Raw genomic sequence first — 22,247 nt, 5'->3', positions numbered from 1 at the left:
CAGTATATACGGCGCGGGCACTGCTGGTGAAACCCGGGCCATCCTTGATGTCGATCAATGGTGCAATTTCATGGACTGTGCAACCCGGCCGGCGGCCTGCTCAACGCTTGGCGGTGAGCCAGGGCCGGCAGCTGGCGAACAGGTCCAGGGAACGCTCGTACACCTGGGTGTGAACTTGCAGCAACCCCAGCATCGAGTGGAACAGGTTGTCCTGGGACAAGGGCGCGTCGTTCAACTTGGCCAGGCAACCGGTATCGACACCGAAGTCCTGTTGATAGCTGTCGGAGAACCAGGCCAGCAGCGGTACATGCTTTTGCTGTTCCGGAGCGATGGCGTACGGTGTCCCGTGCAGGAACAGGTTGTACTCGCCCAGCGATTCGCCATGGTCTGACAGGTAGATCATGGCCGTATCGACCTTGTCCTGCCGGCTGCGCAGGGTGTCGATCAGGCTGGCCAGGACCCGGTCGGTGTAGGCCAGGGTGTTGTCGTAGCCATTGATGATCTGCGCTTGGCTGCACTGGTCCAAGGCGTTGCTCTGGCACACCGGGGCAAAGCGCTGCTCGGCCTTGGGGTAGCGTTTGAAGTAGTCGGGCCCGTGGCTGCCCATCTGGTGCAGCACCAGCACGGTGTCCTTGTCCAAATGGTCGATCAGCTCGCCCAGGCCCTGCAGCAGGATTTCGTCGTGGCACTCGCCTTCGGCGCAGAACTGCGGGTCCTTGAGCTTGCTCATGTTGATGAACTGCACGCGGTCGCAGGTGCCCTTGCACCCGGACTGGTTGTCGCGCCACTGCACGTCCAGGCCTGCCCGCTCGAGGATATCGAGCAACCCTTCACGGTTCTTGGCAACGCGTGCATCGTAGGCTTTGCGGGGCATGCCGGAGAACATGCAGGGTACCGACACAGCCGTTTCAGTGCCGCAGGAATGAACGTCCGAGAACGCCAGCAACCCCTGCTCGGCGGCAAGCCTGGGGGTGGTATCGCGGTTGTAGCCCAGCACGCCGAAGTGATCGGCGCGCGCGCTTTCACCCACGACCAGCACCGTCAGGGATTTGCGCTGGTGATGCTGCCAGTCCGGGGTGCGGGCGGCATCTTCGCCATAGTGCGCAAAGGGGCGTGCACTAGTGACCACCCGCTCGCTCACGTACGCCATGGAGGCACCGACGATATTGCTGGGGGTCAGCATCAGGCGCAGTTCATGATGATTGCGAAACAGCGACGACAGGCCCTGATAATTGGCCAACCCCACCGAGCCCAGGCCTACCACGCAGGCCGCCGTGACCACCAGCTTGCCGAACAGCTCGCGCTGCCACGGCCGGTACACCACCGGTGCTCGCCATAGCAGCACCGAGGGCAACACCCCAAGGCCAAGGATGTACAAGGCGAACTTCAGCGACAGTAGGTCGCGCACTTCTGTCACGTTGGTTTCGGCGATGTTGGCGAACATGCCCGCGTCGATCAGCACGCCGTAGCGATTCATGAAGTACGCCACCGCCGCGCCACTGACAAACAGCAGCGCCAGCAAGGGCTTGAGCACATAGCGGAAGGCAATGAGGGTAAGGATGAGGTTGAAGGCGAACAACATCAGCACCGCAAACGCGAGGGTCAGCCACAGGCCGGGCAAGCCGGGGGGCACGACTTGCTCCAGGTGCTGCCACAGGAAAACATTCATGCCGATCAACAGGTACAGGCTGGCCAGCAGCGTGACCCATTCGGTGCGCAGGGGTTTGATGTTGAGCATTCAGGTTCGCAACCAAGAGAAGTGACCACCAGCGCCGGATGGCACTGGGAGCAAGCAGGGCGAACTCTAGAAACCGGGCCATCAATTTTCTGTGAAAAATAACGTAACAATTTAGTGAAAGCGCTGATTTCGATGAGGACCTGTCAGTCGTTCAGCAGGGGTTCAGGATTCGCGGCCTCCCCCGTCGAGGCAAACGCGGCTATCCTCAGAGGTCAGGACCTTAACCAATCCCCCTGACAGAGGTGAAGAAATGCCTGTTCCGCACGATCTGCTCGCTGACTTGCACGTTACCGCTGACGCATTCCAGGCGCTCATTGACAAGGACCAGACGCTGCATGGCTTGCACAAGGAGTACAACGCCAAGGACAAGGAAGTGGTCGCCGCCGAGAAAAACGGCACCAACGACGACGCCGTCACGCGCTTGCGCCGCGAGCGGCTGCTGATCAAGGACAAGATCGAGCGCATCATCCACCCGCCCAAGTAATCACCGGCCTCTTTGCTGGCGCCAGCCCATCATCGGTCGCATGACGGGTTGGCGCTGAACCCCTCGCCAGTACAGCCTTGCCCTTGTTATCCGGCCAAAGCGCCCAGCGCCGTTTCCAGGTCATCGATCAGGTCGGCAACCGCCTCGATGCCCACTGACAGGCGCAACAGGTTTTCGCTGATGCCCATCGCCCCTTTCTGCTCGGGGCTCATGGAGCAGTGGGACATGGTCCAGGAATGGTTGATCATGCTTTCGACCCCGCCCAGCGAATCGGCCAGTACGAAAATCTGCAGCGCTTCGACCAGACGGTTTAGCGCTGCCCGATCGCCCTTGACCTTGATGGCGACCACGGCCCCGCCGCTGCGCATCTGGCGCTTGCACAGGTCATGCTGCGGGTGGCTTTGCAGCCCTGGGTAGTACACCTGCTCGACCTGGGGGTGGCCTTCGAGCCTGCGGGCCACTTCCAGCGCGTTGGCACACTGGCGTTCCATGCGCACGTCCAGGGTCTTGAGGCCGCGCAACGCCAGGTAGCAATCGAACGGCCCTTGCACCGCGCCGATGGCCATGCTGATGCGGCGCAGTTGCCGGTGCAGGTCTTCGCTGGCCGCCACCACCACGCCACCGGTGAGGTCGGAATGGCCACCGATGTACTTGCTGGCCGAGTGCATGACCAGGTCCACGCCCAGGGTGATCGGGCGCTGGTTCCACGGTGAGCAGAAGGTGTTGTCGATGCAGGTCAGGATGCCCCGGGTACGGGCAAGGTCGCACACGGCCTTGATATCGACCAGGTGCAACAATGGGTTGGTCGGTGACTCAATCCAGATCAGCCGGGTTTCGGGCTTGATGGCAGCAGCCACGGCTTCCAGGTCATTGAGATCGACGTACGTGGTGGTCAGGCCGGAAGTACGGCCGCGGTAGTCCTCCATGATACGGAAGGTGCCGCCGTATACGCCGTTCATCACCACCACGTGGGCGTCCTTGGGCAGCAGTTCCAGCACGGTGGCGGTGGCATTCACGCCTGACGCACAGGCCACCGCCCCGACGCCTTCTTCCAGGGCTGCAACACAGGTCTCGTAGGCGTGGCGGGTGGGGTTGCCTACGCGGCTGTAGGAGTAGTCCGGCGTGTCGTCCAGGCCGCGCTTGATGAACGAACTGGCCGTGACGATGGCCGGGAAAATGGCATTGTCGGCGACTTCGAACTGCTCGCCGGCATGAATGGTTCGGGTGGCGAAATGGCGCGGCTTGTCGGACATGGTCGGGCTCGTTGGCAGAGGTAAGGTTGCCACTATCGCACAACGCAAAAGCCCTGACCTTGGAGTACCCTGTGAAAACTTCTTCGCCACGGCCCATGCCCCCTATGGACAGCTTCGACCGACACATCCTGACCCTGTTGCAGCGCGATGCCGCGCTCTCGCTCAAGGCCTTGGCCGAGGCCGTCAACCTGTCCACCACCCCGTGCTGGAAGCGGGTCAAGCGCCTGGAAGACGAAGGCTACATCGTCGGTCGTGTGGCCCTGCTGGATCCTGACCTGCTGGGGCTGGGCCTGACCGTGTTCGTGCAGGTCAAGACCCAGCGTCATGACAGTGCATGGCTGGAGCAGTTTGCCGCCACGGTCACGGCGTTCGAGGAGGTGATGGAGTGCTACCGCATGTCCGGCGACTGGGACTACATGCTGCGGGTGGTAGTGGGTGATATCGCAGCGTATGACCGGTTCTACAAGAAGCTGATCACTAGCACTGATGGGTTGTCGAACATTACCTCGAGCTTTGCCATGGAGCAGATGAAATACACCACGGCTTTTCCAGTGAATCGCGGTTGACGCGGGGTTGCAGAGGTGACCCTGTCGCCTGATCAGACTCAGTCGGTCGCCAGTGCCGCTGCAATGCGATTATCCGCCTTGGCCTTCTCGACCTTGATCGCCACGAACTTGGAGGTCGGGGTATAGGTCCCTTCACCATAACTCTCCAGCGGCACCAGGGGGTTGGTTTCCGGGTAATAGGCGGCAGCCTGCCCCGGCGGTACGTCATAGGCCACCAGACGAAAACCCGACACCCGACGCTCGACGCCGTCGTCCCACAACGACACCAGATCGACGCGCTCACCCGGCTCGAACCCCATGCGCCGAATGTCGGCCTCGTTGACGAACACCACTTCGCGCAGCCCGAACACACCACGGTAACGGTCATCCAGACCGTAGAGGGTGGTGTTGTACTGGTCGTGGGAGCGCAAGGTCTGCAAGATCAAGTCTGGCTTGTCGCCACGCGCCAGCACCTGGGCGTTGACCAGTGCTGCGGGGAGCGCATTGGGGCTGAATTGTGCCTTGCCGGTGGCGGTGCGCCAGATACGGTCGGCGGCGTGGTTGCCCAGGTGAAAGCCCCCAGGTTGCTGCAGGCGTTCGTTGAAGTTTTCGAAGCCTGGAATCACATCGGCAATCAGGCTACGGATATGGGCGTAATCGGCGACTGCGTGTTCCCAGTCGATGGGGTGCTTGCCCAAGGTGGCCTGGGCCATGCCGGCAATGATCCAGGGCTCGGAGCGCATGTGGGGCGAACGTGGCCGCAACTGGCCGTGGGAGATGTGCACCATGCTGAAGGTGTCTTCGACCGTCACGCCTTGCGGGCCGCTGGCCTGCAGGTCGATTTCGGTGCGGCCCAGGCAGGGCAGGATCAACGCATCGCCACCGGTCACCAGGTGCGAGCGGTTGAGCTTGGTGGAAATCTGCACGGTCAGCGCGCAGTTGCGCAGGGCGGCATGGGTGCGCGCGGTGTCAGGGGTGGCCTGGGCAAAATTACCCCCAAGGCCGATGAACACCTTCGCCCGGCCTTCTTCCATGGCCTTGATCGCCAGTACGGCATTGTGCCCGTGGGTGCGCGGCACCTGAAACTCAAAACGAGCTTGCAAGGCATCGAGCAAGGCGGCCTTGGGCTTCTCGTCGATGCCCATGGTCCGATCACCCTGCACGTTGCTGTGGCCGCGCACTGGCGAAAGCCCTGCGCCGGGTTTGCCGACATTGCCACGCAGCAATTGCAGGTTGACGATTTCCTGCACGATGGCCACCGAATGACGATGCTGAGTAACGCCCATGGCCCAGCACATGATCACGCGTTCGGCCTTGCGGTACATGCGCGCGGCCTGCTCGATCTCGGCCTGGGTCAGCCCGGACTGCGCCACGAGGGCAGGCCAGGGTGTAGCATCCAAGGTCTGCAGGTAGGCCTCGATGCCGCTGGTGTGCTCGGCAATGAAAGCATGGTCGAACACCGCCGGTTCACCCTTGGCCTTGGCTTCGCGCTCCCATTGCAGCAGGTACTTGGCAATGCCGCGCATCACCGCCATGTCTCCGCCCAGTGCCGGGCGGAAGTAGGCGGTATTGGTAGGCTCGGAGCCATTGCTGAGCATTTCCAGCGGGTGCTGCGGGTGCTGGAAGCGCTCCAGACCCCGCTCCTTGAGCGGGTTGAAGCACACCACCTGGGCACCGCGCTTCACGGCTTCGCGCAGCGGTTCGAGCATGCGCGGGTGGTTGGTGCCAGGGTTCTGGCCAATGACGAAGATGGCGTCTGCCAGTTCCAGGTCGTGAAAGACCACGGTGCCCTTGCCCACGCCCAAGGTCTGCGCCATGCCGACGCCGCTGGCCTCGTGGCACATGTTCGAGCAATCCGGGAAGTTGTTGGTCCCGTAGGCGCGCACGAACAACTGATAAAGAAAGGCTGCTTCGTTGCTGGCCCGGCCCGAGGTATAGAACTCGGCCTGATCGGGTGATTCCAGGGCGTGCAGGTGCTTGGCGATCAGCGCGAAGGCCTCTGCCCAGCTCGTTTCGACATAGTGGTCGGTGGCTGCATCGTAGCGCATGGGATGGGTCAGGCGACCCTGGTACTCCAGCCAGTAATCGGTCTGATCGGCCAGGGCGCTGACGCTGTAGCGGGCAAAGAAGGCCGGATCGACCGAGCGCCCAGTGGCCTCCCAGTTGACGGCCTTGGCACCGTTCTCGCAAAACTTTACCGTGTCGTTTTCCGGCGACTCGCCCCAGGCGCAACCAGGGCAGTCGAAGCCGCCATTCTGGTTGGTCTTGAGCATGGCTCGCAAATTCTTGAAGGCGTTGTCACTGCCCAGCCAGCTTTTGGTCACGCTCTTGAGCGCGCCCCAGCCGGCAGCGGCGCCTTTGTAGTCGCGGATGTGTGGATCCTGGCTCATGGGTGAAGTCCTCGCCCTGCTATGGCTTTTGTCCAGCCTATGAAGCCTGGCGTAGAGCCGTCCAATCGAAAGATCCTACGAGGTGATAAGCGCCTTCGATGACCCCCGTAAACGCGGGGGCTGCACGGTGATAGAGAGCATTTATCGGTCGGTCGGTCAAAGCCATTTGACGGCCCGCCCCACCAGGCGCTAGCTTGGAGGCCAACCTCCCTGATTCGAGCGCGTACGTGGAACAGAGCAGCCGGGCACTGATCGACGGCTTCAACCGGAAAATCGACTACCTGCGGATGTCGGTCACAGACCGCTGCGACTTCCGTTGCGTGTACTGCATGGCCGAGGACATGCAGTTTCTGCCCCGCCAGCAGATCCTGAGCCTTGAAGAACTGTTCCAGGTAGCCGAGCGTTTCGTGGCGCTGGGCACCCGCAAGATTCGTCTGACCGGGGGCGAGCCGCTGGTACGCCAAGGCATCGTCGACCTGTGCGGGCGCATCGCTGCCCTGCCGGGGCTGCGCGAGCTGTGCCTGACCAGCAACGGCTCGCAGCTGGGGCGCCTGGCGCAACCGCTCTTCGATGCGGGGGTGACGCGGCTGAACATCAGCCTCGACAGCCTGGATGCCGACCGGTTCAAGCAACTGACCCGCACCGGCGACCTGCACCAGGTGATCGCCGGCATCGATGCTGCACGTAAAGCCGGCTTTCGCCGGACCAAACTCAACTGCGTGGTACTCAAAGGGCGCAATGACGACGAACTCGTCGACCTGGTGCGCTTTGCGATCGATCGCGAACTGGACATCACCTTCATCGAGGAGATGCCGCTGGGACAGATCAGCGAGCACGCCCGTGAAGAGTCGTTTTTCTCAAGCGATGAGGTACGCGCGACGCTGGCCGAGCAGTTCAGCCTGGTGGAGTCGACCGAATCTTCGCAGGGCCCTGCGCGGTACTGGCGCCTGGCCGATGCCCCGCAAACCCGGGTGGGGTTCATTTCGCCCCACAGCCACAATTTCTGCGCCACCTGCAACCGCGTACGTCTCACCGTAGAGGGGCGCTTGTTGTTGTGCCTGGGCAATGAGCACTCGGTCGACCTCAAGCACGTGCTGCGTGCCCACCCCGGCAACGCTGAACGGCTGGAAAAAGCCATTCGTGACTCGTTGCACCTCAAGCCGTATCGCCATCACTTCGAGGTGGGCGGCGACGTTCAAATCCTGCGCTTCATGAACATGACCGGCGGCTGACCCGCCGTCTCTGGATTGCCATGATCGTTCATCCCACCCAGGGTGTGCTGCGAGTGCTGTTCACCCTCAAAGGGTCGATCATCAAACAGATCGCCCTGCGCTGCCTGATGGTCACACTGCTGGCGGCGGTCATCGTCCTGGTCGAACGGCATTACCCAGCGTTCTTCTATCCGGTCAGCGCTACGCCGTTCACCTTGCTCGGCTTGTCGCTGTCGATTTTCATGAGCTTTCGCAACAACGCGTGTTACGACCGTTGGTGGGAGGGCCGCAAGGCCTGGGGCAAGTTGATCGTCGAGATTCGGTCGTTCACTCGCGAAAGCGTGGTGATCGCCGATGCCGCGCTACGCGCCGAGATGCTGCGCAGCCTGTGCGGGTTCGCACAGGCGCTCAATGCCAGGCTGCGAGACGAAGACGACCTGGCTGCCGCGCGGCCCTGGCTGGGGAATGCCGAGGCGGTCAGCCCTCACAACGTGTGTAACGGCATCCTCCTGCAACTGGGCGAGCAGTGTTCGCGGCTGACCGAGCAGCAGGGCTTGTCCGAGTGGCGCTACAACCTCCTGGCGCAGCGGTTGGCGGGCCTTGGGGAGGTTCAGGCCACCTGCGAGCGGATCAAGGGCACGCCGTTGCCCTTCCCCTATACCTTGCTGCTGCACCGCACCATCTACATCTTCTGCCTGTTGCTGCCGTTCGCCCTGGCCGAACCGCTAGGCTGGCTGGCACCGCTGTTCACGACCATCGTGGGGTACACCTTCTTTGGGCTCGATGCCATTGGCAACGAGTTGGAAGACCCGTTCGGCCGCGACGAGAACGACCTGCCTACCGATGCCATGGTGCGAACGGTGGAGCGTGATGTATTGGCCGCACTGGGGCAGACGCCGCTGCCGCCAGCGCTGTTGCCGGTGGGGTATGTATTGAGTTGAACGCGCTGCGAAGCTCGAATGAAGCGGTCACCCACAAGCGCTGATACAGGTGCCCGGGGTGAGATTCGCTGCAGTCAGGCTACCGAAGCCAGGCTTGCCCTGGCCTGGTTCAGGCCCTTTTCATGGAAATCCCCGCTCATGTTCAGGCCCTCGGCATGAATGAATGTCACGTCGTGAATGCCAATGAAGCCCAGCACCTGCCGCAGGTAGGGCTCCTGGTGGTCGCTACCAGCCCCTGCATGGATGCCGCCGCGCGCTGTCAGTACGATGGCGCGCTTGCCATTCAACAGGCCCTGAGGGCCGGTGGGCGTGTACTTGAAGGTGATCCCGGCGCGCAGCACATGGTCCAGCCAGGCCTTGAGGGTGCTGGGTATGGTGAAGTTATACATGGGCGCCGCCAGCACCAGCACATCGGCTGCCAGCAATTCGTCGGTCAGCTGGTTGGAGCGCTCCAGGGCTTGGAGCTGTGTTGCACTGCGCTGGTCTTGCGGGTTCATCCAGCCGCCGAGCAGGTCGGCGTCCAGGTGCGGCACCGGGTTGGCCGCCACGTCACGCACGGTAATCTGGTCGGTCGGGTGAGCGGCACGCCACTGGGCGGTGAAGTCCCGGGTCAATTGGCGGGAAATCGAATCCTGCTGGCGTGCACTGCTTTCGACGATCAGAACGTGGGACATGACGGCCTCCATTGGGCTGGGATAAATGCGATGGAGGAAGGTTAGCGCTTGACCTATCGATGAAAAAGCGTAAATAGTCGGTACGATTTATCGATTAATTAGTTTATTCAGCCGCGCAGTTCACGGTGACGCGCAGCTTGATGATCTGACGGGTGAACTTGGCGGTGACGTCGGCGCGTTTGCCGGCCGGCACATTTATCCGGCGCACCCGCGGGGCTTCAGGACCGTTGCGAAAGGTCACCTTGCAGGCGGCGGGCACCTGGCCGTAGTTCTCCAAGGTAATGGCGCCCAGGTCATAGGCCGTGTCGTAGGCAGTGGCGTCGACCTTTACCCCGTCCATGTGTTTTTCCATGTCGATGGGATAGGCAAAAGCGGTCACCGGCAGGCATAGCAACAATGCCGCACAATAGTTCTTCATGGGCGTTCTCCTTGTGTAGAGCGCAGCTTAGGCCAACAGGAGCAGGACATGAAAGCGCCGCGCGTGACGCTGGATCAATGGCGGACCTTGCAAGCTGTAGTCGATCACGGCGGCTTTGCCCAGGCTGCCGAGGTGCTGCACCGATCACAGTCATCGGTCAGTTATACCGTGGCGCGCATGCAGGAACAGTTGGGTGTGCCGTTGCTGCGCATCGACGGCCGCAAGGCGGTGCTGACCGAGGCAGGCAGCGTGCTGCTGCGCCGCTCGCGGCATCTGGTCAAGCAGGCCAGCCAATTGGAAGACCTGGCGCACCACATGGAACAGGGTTGGGAAGCCGAGGTGCGCCTTGTAGTCGATGCGGCCTACCCCAGCGCGCGCTTGGTACGTGCCCTGGCCGCCTTCATGCCGCAAAGCCGCGGCTGTCGCGTGCGCCTGCGCGAGGAGGTGCTGTCCGGGGTCGAGGAGGTGATGCTCGAAGGCATCGCCGATCTTGCCATCAGCAGCTACAGCATTGGCGGCTACCTGGGCGCGGAGTTGAGCGCGGTGGAGTTCGTGGCCGTGGCTCATCCAGACCACAGCCTGCACCGGCTGGGACGCGAGTTGACGTTCCAGGACCTTGAAAGCCAATTGCAGGTGGTGATTCGAGATTCGGGCCGCGCTCAGCCACGCGATGTGGGCTGGCTTGGCGCCGAACAGCGCTGGACGGTCGGCAGCCTGGGTACGGCTGCCACCTTCGTCAGCAGCGGGCTGGGCTTTGCGTGGTTGCCGCGGCATATGATCGAGCGCGAGCTGCGTGACGGTGTGCTCAAACCGCTGCCGCTGGACCAGGGCGGTAGCCGCCATCCGCTGTTCTATCTTTACGCGAGCAAGGAGAAGTCCTTGGGCCCGGCCACGCAGATCCTGATCGACCTGCTGCGCAACTTTGACACGGCGCCGTTGGATGTGCCCTTCGCAGCCCCGGCCCAGGCGTGAGGGTGATGGCCAGGGCCGGCTGCGAACGCCGGCACCGGCTGGCTGTCTGAGCGGGGTGCAACACCTTGCGACCAGGCCCTGACACACGTTCAAACGCTGCGCTTGTGCTCGGCCCGCAACCAGCACTGGCAGACGTCGAAGATTCACGGCACGCTATTGCCCTTGTTCATTGCGATGTATCCACCGTACCGGCGGCCCTCGAAAGCCGCCGCCTCCACTTTGAAGGACCTTTGCGCCCATGCTGAAAAAACTGCTGCTTACCGCCTGTTCCGTCGCGTTCGCCACCAGTGTCATGGCTTCCGACAAGACACCGCACGTTGTGCTGGACACCAGCTTCGGCCAGGTGGAAATCGAGCTCAATGCAGAGAAGGCACCTGTCAGCACCAAGAACTTCCTGCAGTACGTGGACAGCGGCTTCTACAACAACACCCTCTTCCACCGGGTAATTCCGGGCTTCATGGTGCAAGGCGGCGGTTTCACTGAACAGATGGTGCAAAAGGGCACCAAGGACCCGATCCCCAACGAAGCCAGCAATGGCCTGCAAAACACCCGCGGCACCCTGGCCATGGCCCGCACCTCGAACCCGAACTCGGCCACCAGCCAGTTCTTCATCAACGTGGCCGACAACGATTTCCTCAACCCAGGCCGGGACGCGGGTTATGCCGTGTTCGGCAAGGTAACCAAGGGCATGGAAGTGGTCGACCAGATCGTCAATTCGCCCACCACCGTCAAGAAAGGCATGCGTGACGTGCCTGCCGACCCGGTGTTCATCAAGTCGGCTAAACGCATCGATTGATCACGGGTCTCACAGGGACGTGACCCGATTACCGGTCGGTTGAACAGGAGTTTCAACGCTGATGCTGTACCGTCGTTTCGAGCAACTGATCGACATCTTCCGCGACGCCCCCAGTGAAGCGCCGCCCAGCGGCGTATGGGCGTTCTATATCTATTATCTGCGCCAGGTATGGCCGAGCTTTCTGGCCTTGCTGGTGGTTGGGCTGATCGCTTCGTTGATCGAAGTGGCCATGTTCAGCTTCCTGAGCCGCATCATCGACCTGGCCCAGGGCGCGCCCAACGCCCGTATTTTCAGCGAGCACAGCGGCGAGTTGATCTGGATGCTGGTGGTGGTGCTGTTGCTGCGTCCGTTGTTCTTCGGGTTGCATGACCTGCTGGTACACCAGGCCATCAACCCGGGCATGACCAGCATGATCCGCTGGCAGAACCACAGCTACGTGCTCAAACAGAGCCTGAACTTCTTCCAGAGCGACTTCGCCGGGCGCATCGCCCAGCGCATCATGCAGACCGGCAACTCGCTGCGCGACTCGGCGGTGCAGGCGGTGGATGCGTTATGGCATGTGCTGATCTATGCCATCACGTCGCTGGTGTTGTTTGCCGAGGCTGATTGGCGGTTGATGTTGCCCTTGGTGATCTGGATCGTGTGTTTCATTGCTGCCTTGGCGTATTTCGTGCCACGCGTCAAAGCGCGCTCGGTGGTGTCGTCCGAGGCCCGCTCCAAGTTGATGGGCCGCATCGTCGATGGCTATACCAACATTGCCACGCTCAAGCTCTTCGCCCATACCGATCACGAACAGCAGTACGCCCGCGAGGCCATCAGCGAGCAGACCGAGAAAACCCAGTTGGCTTCGCGGGTGATCACCAGCATGGACGTGGTCATCACAACGTTGAACGGCTTGCTGGTCGTCGGCACTACCGGGCTCGCCCTGTGGCTGTGGAGCCAGTCGCTGATCACCGTGGGGGCCATTGCCTTGGCGACGGGTTTGGTCATCCGCATCGTGAACATGTCGGGGTGGATCATGTGGGTGGTCAACGGCATTTTCGAGAATATTGGCATGGTGCAGGATGGCCTGCAGACCATCGCCCAGCCCGTCACCGTCACCGACCGCCCTGCTGCCCCGGCCTTGAAGGTCACCCAGGGCGCCGTGCGGTTCGAGAACGTGCGCTTTCATTATGGGGAGGCGAGGAATGTGATCGAGGGGCTGAACTTGGCGATCAGGCCCGGGGAAAAGATCGGGTTGATTGGGCCGTCGGGGGCCGGGAAATCGACCCTGGTGAATTTGCTGTTGCGTCTGTACGACGTGCAGGGTGGGCAGATTCTGATCGATGACCAGGACATTGCGCAGGTGAGCCAGGCAAGCCTGCGTGCGCAGATCGGCATGATTACCCAGGACACATCGTTGCTGCACCGTTCGATCCGCGAGAACCTGCTGTACGGCCGTCCGGATGCGACTGACGCCCAGTTGCAGGAAGCGGTGCGCCGCGCCCGCGCCGATGAGTTCATCCCTCACTTGTCGGACGCCCAGGGCCGTACCGGCCTAGATGCGCATGTGGGTGAGCGTGGGGTGAAATTGTCCGGCGGCCAGCGCCAGCGCATCGCGATTGCCCGGGTGCTGCTGAAGAACGCGCCGATTCTGATCATGGATGAGGCCACATCGGCGCTGGATTCGGAGGTGGAAGCGGCGATTCAGGAGAGCCTGGAAACGCTGATGCAGGGCAAGACCGTGATCGCCATCGCCCACCGGCTTTCCACCATTGCCCGCATGGACCGGCTGGTAGTGCTGGACAAAGGTCGCATCGTGGAAGTGGGCAGCCATGCCGAGTTGCTGGAGCAGCGGGGGTTGTATGCGCGGCTTTGGCAGCATCAGACAGGTGGGTTTGTGGGGGTTGATTAGGTGAGGCCTCGGCTTTGAGGTTTCAGGCTTGAGGAGGGAGATGAAACCTCGCGCCTGCTCAAAACCCGGGGCCGCTGCGCGGCCCATCGCGGCCGGTCCCACCCCTGATAGCGCTGGCCTTCGGGTGTCATGAAGGTGAGCAATTCTTCAAAGAGCAACTGCTTGCGCCGACTTGGAAGCTAGCAAACTTCCGGGTAGGAGCGGCCTTGCCGGGGCGCCGGACCCGCCGCGATGGGCCGCAAAGCGGCCCCACTCTGATAGTGCTGGCCTTCAGGTGTCATGTAGCTGAGCAACTCTTCAAAGAGCAACTGCCTGCGCCGACTTAGAAGCTAGCGAACGTCCGGGTAGGAGCGGCCTTGCGCCGCGATGGGCCGCAAAGCGGCCCCAAGTCATAAGCTGTAAAACTGTCTCACTCTGCCCACTTCAATGGCCAGCTACCCTTGAAATGACTACGCAAGGGGGTAGCCATGATAGGCCGAGGTTCTCATCGCTTACGTCTGGGCAGGTTCTCCGAACCTGGGCGTTTATACCTGCTGACCACCGTCATCCGAAACCGTACCCCACTCTTCAAACACTTGTACTACGCCAGGGCCGTGATCCAGCAATTGCGACTCACCGCTACGCACCGTCAGTGTCAAAGCCTCGCCTGGGTACTGATGCCCGATCACCTGCACTGGCTAATCACGCTCGGCCACTGCAGCCTCGGCGAACTGATGCGTGAGTTCAAATCACGCAGCAGTTGCGCGCTTTACAGGCAAGGCGCCGAGCACCAGCGAATCTGGCAGCCTGGCTTCCATGACCGCGCCCTGCGCCGTGACGAACAAGTGCGCAGGGTTGCTCGCTACATCATTGCCAACCCAATCCGCGCTGGCCTGGTAACGCGAGTGAGCGATTACTCGCACTGGGACTGTGTCTGGCTCAATGGCCCTCTTCCTGGCGATAAGGCAACATCTCCCGTGCCTGCGCAGCATACGCCATCACCCCTTCACGCTCCTGGAGCAGAAAATCGGCCACCGCCGTGCGCAACCCGGGATGCAGCAGGTAATGCCACGACCGGGTGATCACCGGCTCGAACCCGCGGATCAGCTTGTGCTCACCCTGGGCGCCAGCATCGAAACGTTGCAGCCCATGGGCAATGGCGAAGTCCATACCTTGGTAGAAGCACGTCTCGAAATGCAGGCGATCGAATTCGGCCAGGCAGCCCCAGTAACGGCCAAAGAAGCTGTCGCCACCTACCAGGCTCAGTGCCATTGCCACGTCTCGCCCGGCCTGGCGGGCCATTACCACGCGCAGGGCGTGGGGCATGCGCTCGGCCAGCAGGCTAAAGAACTCGCGGGTCAGGTAAGGCGCCCGGCCGCGCACGGCGTAGGTGTTGGCGTAGCACAGGTAGACGAAATCCCATTGGGCTTCGTCCAGTTCGTCACCGCGATACCAGCGAAAATCGATGCCCTGCCCCGCCACCTGCTCACGCTCCTTGCGCATCTGCTTGCGCTTGCGCGAACTGAGGGTGTCGAGAAAATCCTGAAAATCGCGATAGCCGCGGTTCTGCCAGTGAAACTGGCAACCCAGGCGCTCCATCCAGCCCGGCAGACGCGCCATCTGTACATCCAACGCAGGCTCGGTGAAGTTGATGTGGGCGCCGGACAGGGCGGCTTTGCTCAGGTACTCGGGCAAGGCTTGCAGTAACAAGTGCCCGGCTGCCGGATCGGCCGTCAGCAAGCGCGGGCCACTGACCGGGCTGAACGGCACGGCCCCCAGCCATTTGGGATAGTACGCGATGCCCGCCCGTTCGCAGGCGTCCGCCCAACCATGATCGAACACGTACTCACCGTACGAATGCCACTTGCGGTAACCCGGCAGCAGCGCTTGCACCTTGCCCTCATGCTCAAGCACCAGGTGTTCGGCCGCCCATCCGGTGGTGCGCGCGACACTGCCACTGTCTTCCATCGCACTGAGAAAGGCATGGCTGAGAAACGGCTGGCCCGCAGGGACCAAGGCGTCCCAGGTGGCGGCTGGCATATCACGTAAATGAGCAAGGCTATACAGACTGGTCACAGGGTCGGCTCGCGGCATCAAGGCCCCCAGTATCACCAAGCCGGGCGCCGGACTCAAATGACGATCGCCTGGCGGCCTTCACTTCACAACAGTGCCACTATTCCGACATTAATCTGTCACTCGCCCCCGCAATACTTGCGCCTGTTTTCCGGAACCACAGAACCTGTCTATTCAGGCCCTTTCGGAGACGTGCCAACACAGGGGCGGGCGCTCGGCGTCCCCCATCTTATTCAGTAGGGAGAACCGTATGCGTCTTGTTTCTACACTTACCGGAGCAAGCCTGACCGGCATGGTGCTGGCCATGAGCACCACTCCGGCCAGTGCGGCCGTTGACGCCAAGCTGCTCGAAATGCTCCGCGCCAATGGCTCGATCAATCAGGCGCAATACAGCGAGCTGCAGGCTGACCTGGCCCAGGAAACCAAGGAAAAGGCCGCTCAGAAAGCCCAGTCCGAGCGCATGAGTTCGTTCGAGCAGAAAGTAGCCTGGGCAGCGAAGACTCAGATCAAAGGCGACGTGCGCCTGCGTTATGAAGACGTCAACGTGGACAACCCGATTTCCCGCAGTGGCAACCAGGACCGGGAACGTGTGCGTGCCCGCGTCGGTTTCTACAGCGAAATCAACCCGCAAGTAGACGCCGGGGTACGGGTAGCCACCGGCAGCAGCGCCGATGCACGTTCGACCAACCAGAGCCTGGACAACTACTTCGAGAAGAAATCGCTGTGGGTCGACCTGGCCTACCTCGACTGGCACCCCACTGCCGTGCCGAACCTGCACCTGATCGGCGGCAAGATGATGCAGCCCTGGGTGAGCATGGGTGACATCATCTGGGACAGCGACATCAACCCTGAAGGCGTAGCCGCCACCTACAAGACCAACCTGGGCCCTGCCGAAGTGTTCGGCAGCATTGGCCACTACAACCTCAAGGACAACGTCGACGGCGACGGCGTGCAGTTCAAGCACGATGCACAGCTCTACGCCGCGCAGCTTGGGACCAAGTTCAACGCAGCCGATACCGTCAAGGTCACGGTGGGCGGCAGCGTGTACGGCTACGACAACGACAAGTCATCTGCGGCCCTGCGCTCGCTGGGCAACACCACCGACGAATTCAACCTGGTCGAAGGCTTTGGCCAGGTGGACTTCACCGGCTTCGCCATCCCGCTGTCGGCCTATGGCCAATTCGTGAAGAACACCGAGAGCACCGATGGTCAGGACAAGGCCTGGCTGGCGGGTCTGAAGAGCAAGATCGGGGCATGGAGCCTGGACTACAACTACCGCGACGTGCAGCGCAATGGCGTCGTGAGCCTGTTCACAGACTCGGACTTCGGCAACGGCTTCACCGGTTCGCGCGGCCACAAGTTCAAGGTTGGCTATGAGATCGACAAGAACTTCGCACTCGGTGCGGCCTACATGATGGCCAAAACCGACTACTCCAACCTGCCCAACAGCAACGCCGATGTGGATACGCTGCAGGTGGACCTGGAAGCCAAGTTCTAAGCATCGCCAAGCTGCAAACGGCCGCCCCCATCCGGCCGTTTGCGCGTTTATGCGGGCATCGCCCGCCTTGCCGGCTTAGCGTTTGCGCAATATCACGCTGCCAATCGAATACCCCGCCCCGAACGAGCTGAGCACCCCCAACGCACCTTGCGGCAAGTCATCTTGATACAAGTGGAATGCAATGACCGACCCTGCCGAACTGGTGTTGGCGTAGCGGTCCAGGATCACCGGTGCTTCCTGTTCACTCACTTCACGCCCGAGCAGCTTCTTGACGATCAGGTGGTTCATGCTGAGGTTGGCCTGGTGCAGCCAGAAGCGCGCCACATCGCTGGGCTGAAGGCCGTTTTCCTGCAAATGCTCGCCTACCAGCTCCGCCACTTTCGGGCACACCTCGCGGAACACCTTGCGGCCTTCCTGGATGAACAGCTTGTCTGCGGCGCCCTCGCCCTCCTCTGCTGCGCGGTTGAGGAAACCGAAGTTGTTGCGGATGTTGTTGGAAAACTCGGTCCACAGCTTGCTGCTGACCACGTCGAACTGGTGCACCGATGTGGCTCGATCGGCGCGTTCGAGCAGCACCGCAGTCGCCGCATCGCCAAAGATGAAGTGGCTGTCACGGTCGCGGAAGTTAAGGTGGCCGGTGCACACTTCGGGGTTGACCATGAGCACGGCCCGCGCCTGCCCCAGCGCCACGCTGTTGGCGGCGGTCTGGATGCCGAAGGTGGCTGACGAACAGGCCACGTTCATGTCGAACGCAAACCCCTGGATGCCCAGCGCCTGCTGCACTTCGATGGCAATGGCCGGGTACGGGCGCTGCAAGTTGGAGCAGGCGACGATGACCCCGTCCACATCGGCCGGGCTGCGGCCAGCGCGCTCCAGCGCCTGATGTGCCGCTGCCACGGCCATTTCGCACAGCACCGACGGTTCGTCGTTGGCGCGCTCTGGCAGGCGCGGCTTCATGCGCTGCGGGTCGAGGATGCCGGCCTTGTCCATGACGAAGCGGCTCTTGATACCGGAGGCCTTTTCGATGAACGCCGCATCGGACAGCGGTGCGGCTTCGACCTCGCCACGCTCGATGGCCTGGGCGTTGTCCTGGTTGAATTGCTGCGACCAGGTGTTGAAGGACGCTACCAGTTCTTCGTTGGAGATGCTCTGGGCCGGGGTGTACAGGCCGGTGCCGCTGATCACGACATTATGCACGGTCGTTCCTCTGTTCGTGGGCCATCGCCACCCGGCGCTGGCTGGAAATACACTGGATTAGTGGCACTTTAGTACTAACTTCACGACGAGGGCCAAGCCCTTGTTTGACAGTAGCCCGTCTCACTTAAGCCATCACCCCGCGAGCGGTGAATGGACAAGCGAAGCAGGGCTGCCCGCACTGGGCCGCCAAGCGGCCTGAAATTGTCTCAATAGTGCCACAACTGTGTGAGTTTAGCCTTCCACCAGGCTCCACTGCTTGCTCAATCGCTTGTCTGAAATCGGCACTTTTGTGCCCAACTGCTGGGCGAACAGCGACACGCGGTATTCTTCCAGCCACCAGCGGTACAGGGCCAGCTGCTCGTCGCGCTTGCCTTCCTGAGCATGTTTGTCGGCACGGGCCTTGTACTGCGCCCACAGATTGGCCAGTTCGCCACTCCATACCCGGTCCTTCTGCACCTGAGAACCCAACTTCTCCAGGCGCAGCTCGATGGCCTTGAGGTAGCGTGGCAGTTCCTTGAACCATACCGCCGGCGTTTCGCGCACAAAGCCGGGGTACACAAGGTTGCCCAACTGCTGCTTGATATCGTTCAGGGCCACGGCCTGGCTCAGGTCGATCTTGCCCTTGAAGCGTTTCTGCAACCCATGCCACAGCTTCAGCACCTCGAGGGTTTGCCGCGCCAGGCGCTCGGCATGTTCGGCCCAGCTGCCCCGCTTGCGTTCGGCCAGCGCCGCCAGCGCGGCACCTTCACGGGGCAATACCGGCTCACCGTCGAGGATGCAACTGTCCAGGCTTGCCAGCAGAATGTCCTCGACCAGCGCGTCGACCCGGCCCATGTCGCGGTACAACAGCCCCAGTTCAGTCAGGCCAGGCAGTTTGCCACGCAGGAACTTGGCCGGCTCGGCCAGCTGTTGCAACAGCAGGCGCTGCAAGGCGCGGCGGTGCTGGAAGTCGGCCTCGGCCTGGGTCGAGAAGCGGCCTTCACGCACCGTGCCGTTATCCTCGACCAGTGCCGGGTAAACCGTCATCGACAGCCCTGCGATCTTTTGCTGCGCCGTGGGCTTCACTTCGCTGAAGGCCTTGGCCTGCACCGGCTGCTCGCTCTTGGCATCGCCTGGCACCGCCAGGGCTGCCTGGCTGGCAGCGGCGAACCGCGCCGTAAGCTCAGCCAGGTCACGCCCTTCACCCAGGAACTTGCCCTGCCCGTCGACCACCTCGATGTTCATGCGCAGGTGACCTTCAACCAGGCTGACCGACTCGTCCCAGGCGTCATCGGGCACGCGCGCACCGGTCATGCGCAGCAGTTCATGGCCCAAGGCCTGGGGCAACGCGCCTTGGCCAAACGTCATGCGGGCCAAGGCGGCCTTGACGAAGTCCGGCACCGGCACGAAGTTCTTGCGCAGGGCCTTGGGCAAGTTGCGAATCAGCGCCACGCACTTGGCCTCGAGCAGGCCTGGCACCAGCCACTCCAGGCGCTCGCCCGGCAGGCTCGGCAACAGGGGTGCCGGCACCCGCACGGTCACGCCGTCACGGGGGTGATTGGGCTCGAAGTGGTAGGTCAACGGCAAGCGCAGTTGGCCGACCTGCAAGCTGTCGGGGTACTGCGCGGCGGTCACCTCACTGGCCTCGCGCGCCAGCACGTCTTCCTCGCGCATGATCAGCAGGTTGGGATCTTTCTGGCTGCCCATGCGGTACCAGCTGTCGAAGGTGGCCGTCTGGTGGATCTCGGCCGGCAGACGCGCTTCGTAGAAGGCATAGAGCGTTTCTTCGTCGGCCAGAATATCGCGACGGCGGGCCTTGGCCTCGAGGGCGTCGAGCGTTTCGAGCAGGCGCTTGTTGGCCGCCAGGCACTTGGCCCGCGACTGGATCTCACCGCCCACCAGGGCTTCACGAATGAACAGCTCGCGGGAGGTGGCCGGGTCGATGGGGCCAAAGTGTACCGGCCTGCGGCCGACCAGGATCAACCCATACAGGGTGATCTGCTCATAGGCCACGACCTGTCCGCGCTTCTTCTCCCAATGGGGCTCGAAGTGGTTCTTCTTGATCAGATGGCCGGCCAGCGGCTCGATCCAGTCCGGCTCGATGCGCGCGACCACGCGGGCATAAAGCTTGGTGGTTTCCACCAGTTCGGCCGCCATGACCCACTGCGGACGCTTGCGCCCGATACCCGATGACGGGTGCACCCAGAACCTGCGCTGCCGCGCGCCTTGGTAGTCACCGTCTTCGGTCTTGTGGCCTATCTGGCTGAGCAGGCCGCTGAGTACGGCTTTGTGCAGCTTGGGGTAGTCGCACGGTTCCTTGTTGACCGTCAGTTGCAGCTCGCGGCAGATCAGCGCCAGCTGGCGATGGGCGTCGCGCCACTCGCGCAGGCGCAGGTAATTGAGGAACTGCTTGCGGCACCAGTTGCGCAAGGGGTTGGCCGTCAGCGCCTGGCGCTGCTCCTCGAAGCCCCGCCACAGGTTGACCAGTGCGGCGAAGTCCGAATCCACGTCCTTCCATTGTGCGTGGGCCTGGTCGGCGGCCTGCTGGCGCTCAGGGGGGCGTTCGCGTGGGTCCTGCACCGACAGGGCGCTGGTGACGATCAGCACTTCCTGCAGGCTGCCCAGGCGCGCGCCTTCGAGCAGCATACGGCCCAGGCGCGGGTCGATGGGCAGCCGCGCCAGCTGACGCCCGACCGGCGTCAGTTGGTTTTCACGGTTGACCGCCGAGAGCTCTTGCAGCAGGTTGAAACCGTCGCTGATCGCCTTGCCGTCTGGCGGCTCGATGAAGGGAAACGCGTCGATGGCGCCCAGGCGCAGGTGCAGCATCTGCAGGATGACGGCCGCCAGGTTGGTGCGCAGGATCTCGGGGTCGGTGAAAGCCGGCCGGCTGTTGAAGTCTTCTTCGCTGTACAGGCGCACGCAGATACCCGGCTCCACCCGTCCACAACGGCCCTTGCGCTGGTTGGCGCTGGCCTGGGACACGGCTTCGATGGGCAGGCGCTGCACCTTGGCGCGGTAGCTGTAGCGGCTGATGCGGGCCGTACCGGTATCGATCACATAACGGATGCCGGGCACCGTCAGCGATGTTTCGGCCACGTTGGTGGCCAGCACCACACGCCGCCCGGCATGGGGCTGGAAGATCCGTTGCTGCTCGGCTGGCGACAGGCGCGCGTACAGGGGCAGGATTTCGGTATGGCGCAGCTGCGCCTTGCGCAGAATCTCGACGGCGTCGCGGATTTCGCGCTCACCGGGCAGGAAGATCAGCACATCCCCCGGGCCCTTGCCCTGGCCGCGCTCGTGCTGGGCCAGTTCGTCGAGGGTGGCGAGGATAGCCTGGTCGACGGTGAGGTCGTCCTCGATCGGGTTGCCCTCCTCGTCCTGTTCGCTGGTCAGCGGGCGGTACCAGGTTTCCACCGGGAAGGTACGGCCGGACACCTCGATGATGGGCGCGTTGTCGAAATGCTTGGAGAACCTCTCCAGGTCGATGGTGGCCGAGGTGATGATGAGCTTGAGTTCGGGCCGCCGGTGCAGGAGGGTTTTGAGGTAGCCGAGCAGGAAGTCGATGTTCAGGCTGCGTTCGTGGGCTTCGTCGACGATGATGGTGTCGTAGCGTTCCAGGAAGCGGTCGTGCTGGGTTTCGGCCAGCAGGATGCCGTCGGTCATGAGTTTGACCAGTGTGTTGGCATCGCTCTGGTCTTCGAAGCGCACCTGGTACCCCACCAGGCCGCCCAACGGCGTGCCCAACTCCTCGGCCACCCGGGCAGCGACACTGCGCGCGGCGATCCGGCGTGGCTGGGTGTGGGCGATCAGGCCATGGCTGCCACGGCCCAGTTCCAGGCAGATCTTGGGCAGCTGGGTGGTCTTGCCCGAGCCGGTTTCACCAGCGATGACCAGCACCTGGTGTTCGGCCAGGGCCTTTTTGATCTCGTCGCGCTTGGCGGCGATGGGCAGGCTGTCGTCGTAGCGCACCAATGGCACGCTCTGCTGGCGGGCGGTGACCTGGGCGCAGGACGCCTGCACCCGCTCAGCCCACTGCGCCAGCTTCGCCTCGTCGGGGCGCTTGCGCAGTTCGTGCAACTGGCGCCGCAGGCGGTGGCGGTCGGCGATCATGGCGTGGTCGAGGTTTTGCAGCAGTTTGTCGATGGCGTGGTCAGTCATTGGGCTTTTCGGTGATGCAGGTGGGCCTGCGGTGTGATCGGCATTCG

16 protein-coding genes and 1 pseudogene are annotated in these 22,247 nt (G+C 62.6%); 9 read left to right on the top strand and 8 right to left on the bottom strand.

Features of this window, described 5'->3' with window-relative positions:
* Window positions 1–100 precede the first annotated feature (100 nt).
* Window positions 101–1,738, bottom strand: coding sequence for a phosphoethanolamine transferase (locus tag FH041_RS01055; protein WP_088523811.1), 1,638 nt, complete (start codon window positions 1,736–1,738; stop codon window positions 101–103).
* 250 nt (window positions 1,739–1,988) lie between these two features.
* Here FH041_RS01055 and FH041_RS01050 point away from each other — a divergent pair, with 250 nt between their 5' ends.
* A complete protein-coding gene (locus FH041_RS01050; RefSeq protein ID WP_027915815.1) occupies window positions 1,989–2,222 on the top strand; it encodes a YdcH family protein in 234 nt (77 codons plus the stop codon).
* Between the two features lie 86 nt (window positions 2,223–2,308).
* Here the strand turns inward: FH041_RS01050 and FH041_RS01045 are convergent, their stop codons facing one another.
* Complete coding sequence (locus FH041_RS01045; RefSeq protein ID WP_028686836.1) at window positions 2,309–3,475, bottom strand: PLP-dependent aspartate aminotransferase family protein; 1,167 nt, start codon at window positions 3,473–3,475, stop codon at window positions 2,309–2,311.
* Between the two features lie 104 nt (window positions 3,476–3,579).
* Here FH041_RS01045 and FH041_RS01040 point away from each other — a divergent pair, with 104 nt between their 5' ends.
* Window positions 3,580–4,041 carry an Lrp/AsnC family transcriptional regulator gene (locus tag FH041_RS01040; protein ID WP_027915813.1) on the top strand — a complete coding sequence of 154 codons (462 nt, stop codon included), beginning with the start codon at window positions 3,580–3,582 and terminating at the stop codon, window positions 4,039–4,041.
* A gap of 38 nt (window positions 4,042–4,079) precedes the next feature.
* Here FH041_RS01040 and FH041_RS01035 read toward each other — a convergent pair whose 3' ends face one another.
* Complete coding sequence (locus FH041_RS01035) at window positions 4,080–6,410, bottom strand: FdhF/YdeP family oxidoreductase (RefSeq protein ID WP_028686837.1); 2,331 nt, start codon at window positions 6,408–6,410, stop codon at window positions 4,080–4,082.
* Between the two features lie 227 nt (window positions 6,411–6,637).
* On the opposite strand from FH041_RS01035, the gene moaA reads away from it, so the two are divergent.
* Together moaA and FH041_RS01025 are read left to right on the top strand one after the other, a co-directional pair.
* Window positions 6,638–7,642 (top strand): GTP 3',8-cyclase MoaA, encoded by a 1,005-nt coding sequence (gene moaA, locus FH041_RS01030; RefSeq protein ID WP_027915811.1) that lies wholly within the window; start codon window positions 6,638–6,640, stop codon window positions 7,640–7,642.
* A gap of 20 nt (window positions 7,643–7,662) precedes the next feature.
* Entirely contained in the window at window positions 7,663–8,562 is a 900-nt protein-coding gene (locus FH041_RS01025) for a bestrophin family protein (protein WP_027915810.1), read from the top strand.
* A 74-nt stretch (window positions 8,563–8,636) separates the two neighbouring features.
* Here FH041_RS01025 and FH041_RS01020 read toward each other — a convergent pair whose 3' ends face one another.
* Both FH041_RS01020 and FH041_RS01015 read right to left on the bottom strand, forming a co-directional pair.
* On the bottom strand, window positions 8,637–9,236 hold the full coding sequence (locus FH041_RS01020; RefSeq protein WP_027915809.1) for an FMN-dependent NADH-azoreductase: 600 nt from the start codon (window positions 9,234–9,236) through the stop codon (window positions 8,637–8,639).
* A 103-nt stretch (window positions 9,237–9,339) separates the two neighbouring features.
* Window positions 9,340–9,654 carry a hypothetical protein gene (locus FH041_RS01015; protein ID WP_027915808.1) on the bottom strand — a complete coding sequence of 105 codons (315 nt, stop codon included), beginning with the start codon at window positions 9,652–9,654 and terminating at the stop codon, window positions 9,340–9,342.
* Window positions 9,655–9,702: 48 nt separating this feature from the next.
* Here FH041_RS01015 and FH041_RS01010 point away from each other — a divergent pair, with 48 nt between their 5' ends.
* The 4 genes and pseudogenes from FH041_RS01010 to FH041_RS00995 all read left to right on the top strand — a co-directional run.
* On the top strand, window positions 9,703–10,626 hold the full coding sequence (locus FH041_RS01010) for a LysR family transcriptional regulator (protein WP_027915807.1): 924 nt from the start codon (window positions 9,703–9,705) through the stop codon (window positions 10,624–10,626).
* Between the two features lie 238 nt (window positions 10,627–10,864).
* Complete coding sequence (locus FH041_RS01005; RefSeq protein WP_027915806.1) at window positions 10,865–11,422, top strand: peptidylprolyl isomerase; 558 nt, start codon at window positions 10,865–10,867, stop codon at window positions 11,420–11,422.
* A 61-nt stretch (window positions 11,423–11,483) separates the two neighbouring features.
* A complete protein-coding gene (locus FH041_RS01000; RefSeq protein WP_028686842.1) occupies window positions 11,484–13,316 on the top strand; it encodes an ABC transporter ATP-binding protein in 1,833 nt (610 codons plus the stop codon).
* A gap of 467 nt (window positions 13,317–13,783) precedes the next feature.
* Window positions 13,784–14,236, top strand: a pseudogene (locus FH041_RS00995) (transposase); the annotation flags it as partial.
* Here FH041_RS00995 and FH041_RS00990 read toward each other — a convergent pair.
* A complete protein-coding gene (locus FH041_RS00990; protein WP_028686843.1) occupies window positions 14,235–15,371 on the bottom strand; it encodes a GNAT family N-acetyltransferase in 1,137 nt (378 codons plus the stop codon). The pseudogene FH041_RS00995 and the gene FH041_RS00990 overlap by 2 nt on opposite strands.
* A 247-nt stretch (window positions 15,372–15,618) precedes the next feature.
* Here FH041_RS00990 and FH041_RS00985 point away from each other — a divergent pair, with 247 nt between their 5' ends.
* Complete coding sequence (locus FH041_RS00985; RefSeq protein WP_027915803.1) at window positions 15,619–16,866, top strand: putative porin; 1,248 nt, start codon at window positions 15,619–15,621, stop codon at window positions 16,864–16,866.
* A gap of 75 nt (window positions 16,867–16,941) precedes the next feature.
* Here FH041_RS00985 and FH041_RS00980 read toward each other — a convergent pair whose 3' ends face one another.
* Both FH041_RS00980 and hrpA read right to left on the bottom strand, forming a co-directional pair.
* Window positions 16,942–18,063, bottom strand: coding sequence for a beta-ketoacyl-ACP synthase III (locus tag FH041_RS00980; protein WP_028686844.1), 1,122 nt, complete (start codon window positions 18,061–18,063; stop codon window positions 16,942–16,944).
* 231 nt (window positions 18,064–18,294) lie between these two features.
* Window positions 18,295–22,200, bottom strand: a complete 3,906-nt coding sequence (hrpA, locus tag FH041_RS00975) for an ATP-dependent RNA helicase HrpA (protein WP_140174118.1) — start codon at window positions 22,198–22,200, stop codon at window positions 18,295–18,297.
* Window positions 22,201–22,247 lie beyond the last annotated feature (47 nt).

The sequence above is a fragment of the Pseudomonas sp. SWI7 genome (assembly GCF_006351945.1).
In the GTDB taxonomy this organism is placed as follows: domain Bacteria; phylum Pseudomonadota; class Gammaproteobacteria; order Pseudomonadales; family Pseudomonadaceae; genus Aquipseudomonas; species Aquipseudomonas fulva.
This window is presented reverse-complemented; position numbering and strand designations above follow the sequence as displayed.